The sequence below is a fragment of the Neptuniibacter marinus genome, assembly GCF_001597725.1.
GTDB lineage: Bacteria > Pseudomonadota > Gammaproteobacteria > Pseudomonadales > Balneatricaceae > Neptuniibacter > Neptuniibacter marinus.
In genome coordinates this window covers 1-275 of record NZ_LUTR01000071.1, presented here as the reverse complement: position 1 = coordinate 275, position 275 = coordinate 1, and the positions used below count along the sequence as shown (strand labels likewise).

Annotated in this window: 2 tRNA genes; both read right to left on the bottom strand. The window is 50.9% G+C overall.

From position 1 onward, the window contains the following. Position 1: 1 nt before the first annotated feature. Positions 2–77: transfer RNA gene (locus A3774_RS16095), tRNA-Ala, on the bottom strand. 121 nt (positions 78–198) lie between these two features. After that, positions 199–275, bottom strand: a tRNA-Ile gene (locus tag A3774_RS16090).

Sequence of the window (275 nt, the reverse complement as noted above, 5' to 3'; positions counted from 1 at the left end):
ATGGTGGAGCTATGCGGGATCGAACCGCAGACCTCCTGCGTGCAAAGCAGGCGCTCTCCCAGCTGAGCTATAGCCCCATGTAACGTGGTAGCCATAATGACTCACTTCGTTCAAGCGTATTTTGGTTGAGACTAGGCATTTAAGACCGACGCATAGTTCACTATGCGAGGGATTAAATAACGACGTATCAATCAAAATTGGTAGGCCTGAGTGGACTTGAACCACCGACCTCACCCTTATCAGGGGTGCGCTCTAACCAGCTGAGCTACAAGCCT